Genomic DNA, 10,524 nt, shown 5'->3' on the forward strand with positions numbered 1-10,524 from the left:
ATAGCGTCAAGCTTCTCCAGCGGTGACGGCGGATGCATGTCGATGTCCGTATAGGGGGCGCTTGCCGCGAAATCGACAAAGCACAGACCGCCGTAGCGGTGCATGACGGCTGCCATCTCTCTGTACGGCGTCTCGATTCCGGTTACATTCGAGCATGCGGTGAACGAGCCGATCTTCAGGCGGCGGCCCCGGTACGGCCGCAGCGCGGCTTCAAGCTGCCTCGGATCGGCATTGCCGTCCGGTCCCGGGGGAAGGACGACGACCTCGCCGATAGTCTCCTGCCAGGAGATGAGGTTGGAGTGATGCTCCATATGGGTGATGAAAATAACCGGCCGATCCTCCGGCGGCAGCGTCACCCGTTCCTCCATCCATTCCGGCAGCCGGAGCCCGAGCAGCCGCTGCAGCTTGTTCACCGCCGCGGTCGTTCCATGGCCGCAGGTGAGCAGAATGTCGTGCGGACCTGCGTTCACATGGCGCTTGATGATCCGCCCGGCTTCCTCATAAGCCCGGGTCATCGTCATCCCGGTGGCATTCGCCTCGGTATGCGGATTGCCGACAAACGGGCCGAACCGCTCCTGTATCCTCCGCTCAATCGGTTCGTACAGACGGCCGCTGGCCGTCCAATCGGCGTACAGCAGAGGCTTTTTTCCGTATGGGGTTGAAATGGGATGTCCGAGGCCGATAGTATGTTCGCGAAAAGGGCTAAAATACGCCTCCAGAGAATCAGCCTCTTCTGCGGAAGAGGCGAGGATGGATTTAAGCACGGGCAGTCCCTCCAGCCAAGAGTCTTTGGCTCAGTATATGCCCGGGGCAAAAAATAGGTGAACGCCCAGCAAGGAGCGGCTGAAAGACGGCTTGCCAAGCCGGAACCGATAAGTATCAAGGTGGCAGTTAGGGCGGCCTTGATACTCAAATAAACAGCTGAAGGTCGCTTTCCAGCGCATCTTTCAAATAGGAAGCCGCATCGATAATCTCCACTTCCGGCAGCAGCTCCTCGGGCTTAAAGCCCATAATTTCCACAGACAGCTTGCAGGCGTAGAATTTGATGTTCTTTTTGCGGGCGCCTTTCAAGAAATGAATCAGCTTCGGCGCGCCCTGATCCTCAATCATTTCCTCCAGCATCCATTTCCCGAGCCCGCTGAAATTCATCCGCGACAGCGGAAGCTGCTCCGGCCCTTTGGGCGTCATGACGTCCATCAGCTTTTCATAGATACTCTTGTCCTCGAGCGTCATTTTTTCAGGGTCCCGAACCAGGAATAGCCCCCAGAAGGCAAAGAATATCGAAACGTCCACCTCAATCTCTTTCGCGCTATTAGCCAGAATCAGTCCGGCCATCGCCTTATCGTATTCGCCGCTGAACATCAGCAGATTCATTTTTTTGTTCACTGCCTTGGCCACCTCCGTGGGAGAATGACCTTAGTATGGGCGGTTAAGGCGAGGATATCCATTTTCCACAATTTAAAGAAAGCTCTCTCGGCAGTTCTTTTGAAGCAGCGGTCTAATCTCCTTTGCGGGAAGTGGACGGTAAAAAAGAAAGCCCTGCATATACTTACAGCCGTGCGCCATCAGGAAGTCAACCTGCTCTTCGCTGTCCACGCCTTCGGCAATCAGGTCGTAGCCGAGCTGGGAAGCGACATATGTGATCGATTTGATAATCGTCTCATCGATGGAGCTTTGGCCGATGCCGATGATGAAGGTGCGGTCGATTTTGATTTTGCCGACGGGAAAATGCTTCAGATAATTGAGGGAGGAATACTTGGTCCCGAAATCGTCGACAGACACAAGAATCCCTTCATCGCGCATCTGCTGCTGCAGCAGCGGGTAATGATCCTCTAAGAGGGCGGTGCTCTCCGTAATCTCGAATTCGAGACAGTCCGGTGTAAGCCCGTACTTATCCAGGATGGAGCGGAGCATCAGGGTCAGGTTGCGGTTGTAAAACCAGCTGTTAAGGCTTTTTCTTAAAGAAAGCCATAATCTGCCTCCGATACGAGTAGTTCAGGCATAATTTTAAAAAAAGAAACGGATTTCCGCGTATGCCTTTCTACGGGGCAGCGCGAACATCCGTTAGACATACTGGCCACGGGCCTGGCAGTTATTTCTTGAATATACGCAGCGGAGCGCCGAGCGGCAGAAACGTGCGTCCGAAGTGAGCGTTCAGGACGGAAGCGCCGCAGCCGTAGAGGGAGACGATGCCGATGCCAAGTTCCGAGAAGGCCGCCAGCCGGTGGAAGGCTTCCGCTGCGATTTCGAAAGAATCGAAGGTCAACCCGAGAAACAGCAGATCGATCAGTGCAAAGATAATCAGCAGCACTTTATTGGTCTCGGTGGCGCCGATGGTCATAAATAGTGTGAAAACCAGATAGCCGAGGAAGGCGAAGCCGAGCTGCTTCGGATCGATGGCTTCGGCAAGCACAGCACCGAATACGCCCAGCTTGATCAGCCAGCTTACGGCCATACCGAACCAGAAAAAGGCATAGGCCCCGAAAGCGGTCATGCCGAAGGTATTGTTGTGCTTGGCGTCCTGGATGCAGGCGAACAACTGGGCGAATGCACCGAGAAAAATGGCCCACGGAATCACATAGCTCAGGCCGCTGGTGATCTCTAGCTTCTGCGAGGATGCCACAAGGGTGACGATGGCCAGTCCGAACAGACCGATCGCGCTGGGATCGGCGGTGACCCATTTGACAGACTGGGTTGACGAGGATTGCGCTGACATAAACAATAAAGCCCCCAATACAGTTAAAAGTGTTGACTTATACGGAATGGAATCGATCCCGGCACAAGCCAGCCTATCATACCATATCGTTTAGGGCTTGCCTATAATGAAGAAGGATGGATTTTATCGAAAAATGATGGAACTTGTGACATTCGTTTGTATAATTACAATGACAACTATGAGGAAAAAGGCTGGGTGAGGCAGTGAACGGGAGAAGCTTTTTGGAATTGGTTGAAATCCGGACAAAAGTGGCGAGTGTGATTCCTTTTATCATGGGAACGCTGTATGCTCTTTACCGGTTCGACAGTTTTTACGCGGGGCGCTTCGCATTAATGCTGGTATCGCTGCTCTGCTTTGATATGGCGACAACGGCAATCAATAACTATTATGATTTTAAAAAAGCGTCAAGAACGCACGGCTACGGCTATGAAACGCATAATCCCATCGTTCGGCGCAAACTTAAGGAAAGTGCCGTGGTCGGCACGATCGTCCTGCTCCTGCTGCTGGCGGCAGGCTGCGGGCTGCTGCTTGTGGCCCAGACGAACCTGCTCCTCTTTTTGCTGGGTGGGCTGTCTTTTCTGATTGGCATTTTATACTCGTTCGGGCCGGTCCCGATCTCCCGGATGCCGCTCGGTGAACTGTTCTCCGGGCTGTTTATGGGCTTTGTCATCATCTTTATCTCCGCATTTATACATACGGACGGGACGCTGGCGCTGCTGACTTTAGAGCGGGGATGGGTTCATGTTCATCTGAACCTTGTGGAAACGATCTACCTGTTCTGGTTCTCGGTGCCGGCCATTGTCTGCATTGCGAATATTATGCTGGCGAACAACATCTGCGACATTGAGGAGGACATCGAGAACCGCCGCTATACGCTGCCGGTCCACATCGGCAAAGAGAGAGCGCTTATTCTGTTCAGGGTGCTCTATTATGTGTCCTTTGCCGACTTGGCCGTACTGCTGCTTCTGGGCTTACACCCTCTTCTGGTGCTGCTCCTTCTGCTGACATGGATTCCCCTAAGCGGCAACCTCGCGAAGTTTACGGCAAGACAGGAGAAGGCCGCGACCTTTATTCTGTCCGTGCGGAATTTCGTTCTGCTGAATGCCGCGCGCATCGCCGTTCTGGGTGCCGCGCTGCTTCTTCCGCGATAACGGCGCATCGGTCTTTCCGATGTTCGGTTTAAGCTGAATGTGAAAGGGGATAGCTTCAACGGCTGGGATATTCTTCAACAATTATGGACATTTTTTGAGTTGAGCGCAAAATGGGCGCAGGTTCCAGTATTTACTTAGACAGTCCACCGGATACAGAGTAGAATTACAGTTAGAATGCCTTTTCCATATGCCTACTATCCGAAATTAATCGCGGCTGATGTTCGAGGTATGACAAAATAGATTATTATTAAATCGGTGAAGAGGTTGACTTATGGATCATATGGGAATCCACTATAATATATGGATTATGCTGCTTTCATTCGGACTTTCAATACTGGCGTCCTACTCCGCTTTAAATCTCATCTCTCAAGTTCCATCCTCAACGGCATCGCCCAGGACACGCCGTTTATGGCTTCTGTTAGGAGCCTGCGTGCTTGAAATCGGTATTTGGGCTATGCACTATGCCGGGATTTTGGCCAGCGGATTGCAGTTTGACGGACGTTCTAATACCGGAATGGCGATCCTGTCGATGGTTATCGGCACCGCCTTCTGCTACTTCGGGCTGTCCATTTCGCTGGGGAAACGGATGACGTTCCTGCGCTGGACGGGCAGTGGAATACTGCTGGGAGCGGGGATTTCCGCCATGTACTATGCGGGAAGGTCTTGGATAAAGCTTGACGCGCAGACGGACTATAATCTGCCTGGCCAGAGTATCTCTGTCATGATCGCGATCATCGCCTCATCCATGAGCATTATGCTGATTGGCAGATTCAAAGATTCGCCGGGATTTAACCGGTGGAAGCTGTATTCTGCGCTGCTGCTTGGTACTGCAATAACCAGCGTTCATTATATGAGTACGGGGGCAGGAGGCGTTGCTCACGGCAGCTGGCTTGGTCCAGGGCCCTCTCTTGTTCAGAGTGATGTAATTCTGCTGACGGGCGTGTCTCTCGTCACGCTGTTCATGTTCGGAATAACCGGAGGAGCCGTATTCCTGGACCGGCATTTGCTTGAGCGGATGGCCTACCACGATCCGTTAACGGGATTACCGAACCGCCACGGACTGGAACGCTACTTTAAAGACCGGTTTCTTCGGGGGCGCCCCGGAGCTGTATTCTTCATCGACCTGGACCGGTTCAAATCGATTAACGACACGCTCGGCCACGATATTGGTGACATGCTGCTGCAGGAAGTGGCTTCAAGGCTGCTTCAAAGCGTGAGCTCAAGGGGGAAGGTATTTCGTTTGGGCGGTGATGAATTTTTGATTGCCGAGCCCGGCTTTTCCCCTGATGAGGCGGCAGAGGAAGCGAAGCGTATTCTCCAAGAGATCAAGAAGTCCTTCCGAATTCAGGACAATGATCTGTATGTCACCGCCAGTGTCGGCATCAGCATGGCGCCGGCGCACGGGACCGACCGGTCTTCCTTAATGAAGGCGGCGGATACCGCACTGTATTCTTCCAAAGATTCCGGCAAGAATAAATTCAGCATTTTCGACTCCGAGATGAACCGGCACCAACTGCGCCGGATGTCGCTGGAGAAGGACCTGCGCAAAGCGCTTGCGCAATCCGAATTCATGGTCGTGTACCAGCCGAAATGGGATTCGCTGATGAATGTCACGGTGGGCCTGGAGGCGCTGCTTCGCTGGCGACATCCCGAGCATGGTATTATTTCTCCGGCCGAGTTCATACCGATCGCCGAGGAGACGGGGCTGATTGTGCCCATAACCTACTGGATGCTGCATGAGGTGTGCAGCCAGAATTTGCTCTGGCATAAGGAAGGAGTCGCTTCGGTCGCCGTATCGATCAATATGTCTGCGCGGATGTTCGAGACGGAGGATCTGTATGAGGTTGTAGTGGACGCCCTGTCCCGTTCCGGGCTGGACCCGCAATATCTGGAGCTTGAAATTACGGAATCGATTGCGATGAACAATATGGAAGAAACGGTAGCCCAATTGTCCAAGCTGCGAAGGCTTGGTGTCCGAGTGTCGCTGGATGACTTCGGGACAGGGTTCTCTTCGCTCGGTAATCTGGATGAAATCCCGGTCAATACGCTCAAGATTGACCAGGTGTTCATAAAGAAGAGCAAAATGCATTCCAAGAAAGCGATCATCAGCAATATTATCGCCATCGCCAGCAACCTTGACATGGAGGTCGTGGCGGAGGGCGTGGAAACGCCGGAGCAGATTGAACTGCTGCAGTCGCTGGGCTGCCGGGTTATGCAGGGCTACTATTACGGGCGCCCGATGCCCGTTCACGAGCTGGGGCAGTGGTTTACAGAGAATTCGGCGGCGGTATAAAGAACATATGCTGCAGGTATCAAAGCATTAATCTTTCATAATGAGGGCGCTCAAAGGATAGAATGGGGCGCCCTTTATGCGTTTAGCGGCAGAGCGCGCTAACGGATGGGTGTCTCTGGATGAAGTGCTTTACAGTGTGATACAAATCATACCGCAGGTGAGCATCGGCCCAGTCTTAAGGACGGGGTGTCTTATATTTAGCAAAGAGCTTAATATTTTACCCCACACTGAAATGCTTATTACAGGCGCACCTGATTTACATTTTATATATGAAATTTGTTAATAAAGGAAATTATCGGCGATACAGTGTAATTTATTAATATATTTAACAAAATAAAAGGTTGACGAATTGGCATGAAACAAAATTAAAGCTTAGTCCTTTAGTTCCCCTTGACTATTAATTACCATATTAGACCAAATATATAGAAAATAAAAGTATGCTGATCCAATTCATAAAAGAAGAGTTTAAACAAACCTAAAGTTAAGCCCCGCCCGGTTTTTCCCCTTTGAAAAATTCGCTTGACGGTGACTATCCGGCCTCCTTCGAAATCGGTTTCATATGGTTTACAGGCGTAAGTCCCATTGTTGGTATTGAATTCTGTTGCTAACTTGGTAGTAGGCGCCGAAAACCCGGGAGTTTGACTTGAGGAAGACAAACTTTTTAATCTATTCAAAATAAGGAGTGAGATCTAATGCCGCGCAAAAAGCGTATGAAGAAATGGTCACGATTAATGCTGGCAACTACAGTTTTAATTTCAGGAAATGCCCTAACGCCTTTAGTTTCTGAGGCTGCAGTGCTTGTGGCTCCGCCCGGGGCACAAGTATGGGAAGGCAAGATGCTCGATGAGAACGGCAACGTGCAGCAAGTGCATGATGAAAGACCTTTGGATAAAAACAATCTGCAACAACCGTTGACCGTGCAAGGGATCGAAAAATTGGACAACGGCGTGAAACTGAATTTGGGTGAAATGGAATCCTATATCCGCTTGCTATCTTCCGATATTTCCAAAGTATCGATCGTTAAGAAAGGCGAGAAAGAATTCAATTCCGTCGGTATCGCGAAAACAGACTGGAAAGCTCCTAAATTCACAGTAACCGAAGATGACCAGAAAATTGTATTAAAGTCCGACAGCTTAACCGTAGACATCAATAAAAGCCCGTTCGGGATCAAATATTTGGATAAAGACGGCAACGTCATCAACGAGGACGCGGAGCAAGGCGTAGGATATGAGAATGGTAAACCGTACGTGTTCAAGAAGACCGACAAAACCGAAGATTTCTACGGATTCGGACAGAAAACAACCGGCTTGAACCATCGCGGTCAGAAAATCGGAGTATGGAACCGTGAGAATCTGCCGGAACCGATTTCGAAATACACTTTCTCCTCTGTTCCATTCTTTATCGGGCTGAAAGGCGACAAAGCCTACGGTATTTTATTCGATAATACTTACCGTTCTTACTACGACATGGCTGCTGAAAGCAACGACTACTATTACTTCTGGGCCGATGGCGGAAAATTGACTTACTACTTCATCAACGGACCGGAAATGAAAGACATCGTGAACCGCTACACGGATTTGACCGGAAAAATGCAAATGCCGCCGGAATGGGCGATGGGCTTCCATCAATCTGCATGGGGCTATCATCAAAAGGATATTGAGCAAGTAGCTCAAACCTATCGTCAAAAAAACATTCCGATTGACGGTGTGATGCTGGACATCGAATGGATGGATGACTATAAAAACTTCTATTTTGGCGAAAAATTCCCGGACCCGGACGGAATGAACAAAAAATTGAAAGATGCGGGTTTCCATTATACTTCCATCATTGATCCAGCCATTCGCGTGCCTGACCCGGGACAACCGGAATATATTCCTTATACCGAGGGGACTCAAAAAGATCTTTGGGTTAAAAATCCGGATGGCACCAACTATTTGGGTAAAGTTTGGCCTTGGGGCGTCCCATCCAAATCCGTGTTCCCTAACTTCATGAAACAAGAAACCCGCGACTGGTGGGCGAAATGGCATAAACCGGTCTTTGATAAAGGCGCAGACGGCATTTGGAATGACATGAACGAACCGGCTAACTTTAGTACGGTAGACTATTGGACGTTACCGCTGGATCGAATTTTTGAAACGGACAATGGTGAAAAATTAACGCATGAAGAAGCGCATAACGTTTACGCTCACACTGAGGCTCAAGCCACAGATGAGGCTTTCAAAACGAATAAACCGAACGTTCGTCCGTTTATCTTGACGCGTGCTTCGTTTACAGGTACGCAGCGTTATGCTACCGCAACCTGGACAGGCGATAACTGGAGCAGATGGGAAATGCTTAGAATTTCGATTTTCCAAGACGCGAATGTCGGTTTGACAGGTATGCCGATGGTCGGAAACGATATTGGCGGCTTTGCGAAAAAACCTTACGAGGGCGTTGTAGCTACACCTGAATTGTTTGCTCGTTGGGTTCAAGTCGGCGCATTCTATCCGTTCTCCCGCGACCACTACAACAATGACGGTAAGAGTCCGATGGAAACCGACGCGGCTCATAGCTTGACATGGGGCAGACAAGAACCATGGCAGTTCGGTAAAGAAGTTGAGGATATCAGCCGCAAGTACATTTCGATGCGCTATGAATTGATGCCTTACCTTTACAACGCGTTCAAAGATGCGCATGAAAAAGGCAATCTCATTTTCCAACCGCTCGTGTACCAGTTCCAGCAGGACCAGAAAACTCATGATATCCAAGACCAATTCATGTTTGGCCAATCTCTGATGATGGCGCCAATTGTGTATCAAGGCGCAACGTCCCGTGATGTATACCTGCCTGCCGGTGCGGATTGGGTGGATTACTGGACAGGACAAGAGTATAAAGGCGGCCAAACGATCCACAAAGACGCCGATCTTGGAACGCTTCCGATCTACGTGAAGCAGGATTCGATTATTCCGAGACGCGAAGTTCAGCAGCATGCCGGGGAGAAGAAATTGACGAACCTGATTCTGGATACGTACGTGAAGGATTCGGCTTCTTACAGCTTCTATGAAGATGATGCGAAAACCGAGGATTATACCAGAGGCGAATTTAACATTACCGAATTTAGCGTAGATCAAAAGGGCAACCACATGGAGTTCAGCCAGAACAAACAAACTCAAAACTACGCTTCCGACATTCAGTCCTACACACTGAAGCTGCATAATGCCACCGCGCCGAAGAAAGTGGAGGCTGCCAATGACAAATATGCGGAAGCAGCCAGCTTAGACGAACTGGGCAAAGCAGCAAACGGCTACTTCTTTGACAGCGCAGAGAAAGTACTGTATGTAAAAATCCCGGTAAACGAGAGCCACAAAGTTAAGATTTTTAACTAAACCGCTTGATGTACAAGGGAAGAGGCTATGCTAAAGTACTACAAATAACAAACCAACAGGCCGGTTAAGGGGTTCATCCTTGACCGGCCTGTTGGCCGTTTACGTCCACCGTATGCTTCTTCAGCAAATTGTGGGCAAGTGAAAGCCATCTGACGGGGGGCAGTTCATTTTGGGACACCCCCCTCGCTTTTTGCAGAAAACCTGCGATTGTACATCTTTTGTTATCTTGAAGCCGCCACTGCATAATATGCCTGATACAATACAGTTTTTTACCCGTTCAATCTCATATGCAGCCGGTACAGCCTCAAAATTCATGTACAATCGTAGGGATTTCCCTGTAGGCATACGCATTTGCTGGAAAAACCTGCACTTTAGTAGTTTTTTGAGACTCCCACTGTTTGAGCATCGGCTTTTCCTCATCCTCGCTCCATTGCGCGCTTGATTCGCTGCACGCCTTCCTGAATCCTTCGTTCATCCAAGTGGCCGTAGCCCAGCAAGAGCCGCCCGCCTTCAAGGACTTCCGCATACCGCCGCCGAGGGAGGGATTATGACAAGCCTTACTCCGTTTGCGGTGGCGCTACTCTCTTATATTTTATTGGGGGAAAAAATGACCGGGCGAAGAGGGGGCGGAATCTTATGCTCACTGGCGGGGATAGCGGTCATCCAGGTCCCTCCCCTGCTCATGTCCGGTGCCGCAGTCCGGCCCGCTTCGGTAATCGGTATGCTGCTGCTGTCGGCAGCCGTTGCCGGTGAAGCGGCGCTGACCGTACTGCGGAAAATGCTCTCTCCCCGCATTTCTTCTCTGCTTGCGGCGGCCTATGTAACATTCTTCGCCTTCTTGATGTTTCTGATCTGCTCCGTCATAGAGCTGCTTCAATCCGGATTTCCGAGACTGGGAGCGGCTGACGCGGGAATTATTCTGTACTACGGCATCTTTGTCACAGCCCTAGCCTATGTGCTGTGGTTCCGGGGAGTGGCCAAGGTGCCGGCGGGGGCGGG

8 protein-coding genes are annotated in these 10,524 nt (G+C 50.5%); 4 read left to right on the forward strand and 4 right to left on the reverse strand.

All coding sequences use genetic code 11. From position 1 onward, the window contains the following. From L691_RS0115060 to L691_RS0115080, 4 genes are all read right to left on the reverse strand, one after another. On the reverse strand, nt 1-764 hold a 764-nt coding region (locus L691_RS0115060; protein WP_156934245.1), incomplete at its 3' end, for an aminotransferase class V-fold PLP-dependent enzyme. A 145-nt stretch (nt 765-909) separates the two neighbouring features. Continuing rightward, the gene (locus tag L691_RS0115070) at nt 910-1,386 is read right to left on the reverse strand and encodes a DsrE/DsrF/DrsH-like family protein (protein ID WP_025691306.1); all 477 of its coding nucleotides are present in this window, start codon (nt 1,384-1,386) and stop codon (nt 910-912) included. Nucleotides 1,387-1,458: 72 nt separating this feature from the next. Then, on the reverse strand, nt 1,459-1,986 hold the full coding sequence (locus tag L691_RS0115075) for an EAL domain-containing protein (RefSeq protein ID WP_332249084.1): 528 nt from the start codon (nt 1,984-1,986) through the stop codon (nt 1,459-1,461). Nucleotides 1,987-2,092: 106 nt separating this feature from the next. After that, complete coding sequence (locus tag L691_RS0115080; protein WP_025691308.1) at nt 2,093-2,716, reverse strand: acetate uptake transporter; 624 nt, start codon at nt 2,714-2,716, stop codon at nt 2,093-2,095. A 203-nt stretch (nt 2,717-2,919) separates the two neighbouring features. Here L691_RS0115080 and L691_RS0115085 point away from each other — a divergent pair, with 203 nt between their 5' ends. The 4 genes from L691_RS0115085 to L691_RS0115105 all read left to right on the forward strand — a co-directional run. Next, nucleotides 2,920-3,867, forward strand: coding sequence for a 1,4-dihydroxy-2-naphthoate polyprenyltransferase (locus tag L691_RS0115085; RefSeq protein ID WP_025691309.1), 948 nt, complete (start codon nt 2,920-2,922; stop codon nt 3,865-3,867). 430 nt (nt 3,868-4,297) lie between these two features. Next, complete coding sequence (locus tag L691_RS0115090; protein WP_232229200.1) at nt 4,298-6,160, forward strand: EAL domain-containing protein; 1,863 nt, start codon at nt 4,298-4,300, stop codon at nt 6,158-6,160. 692 nt (nt 6,161-6,852) lie between these two features. Then, the gene (locus L691_RS0115095; RefSeq protein WP_025691311.1) at nt 6,853-9,525 is read left to right on the forward strand and encodes a glycoside hydrolase family 31 protein; all 2,673 of its coding nucleotides are present in this window, start codon (nt 6,853-6,855) and stop codon (nt 9,523-9,525) included. 547 nt (nt 9,526-10,072) lie between these two features. Next, nucleotides 10,073-10,524, forward strand: a 452-nt coding sequence (locus tag L691_RS0115105) for a DMT family transporter (RefSeq protein ID WP_025691313.1), incomplete at its 3' end; no start/stop codon positions are given.

Origin of the sequence: Paenibacillus zanthoxyli JH29 (genome assembly GCF_000520715.1) — a bacterium.
Lineage (GTDB): Bacteria > Bacillota > Bacilli > Paenibacillales > Paenibacillaceae > Paenibacillus_AQ > Paenibacillus_AQ zanthoxyli.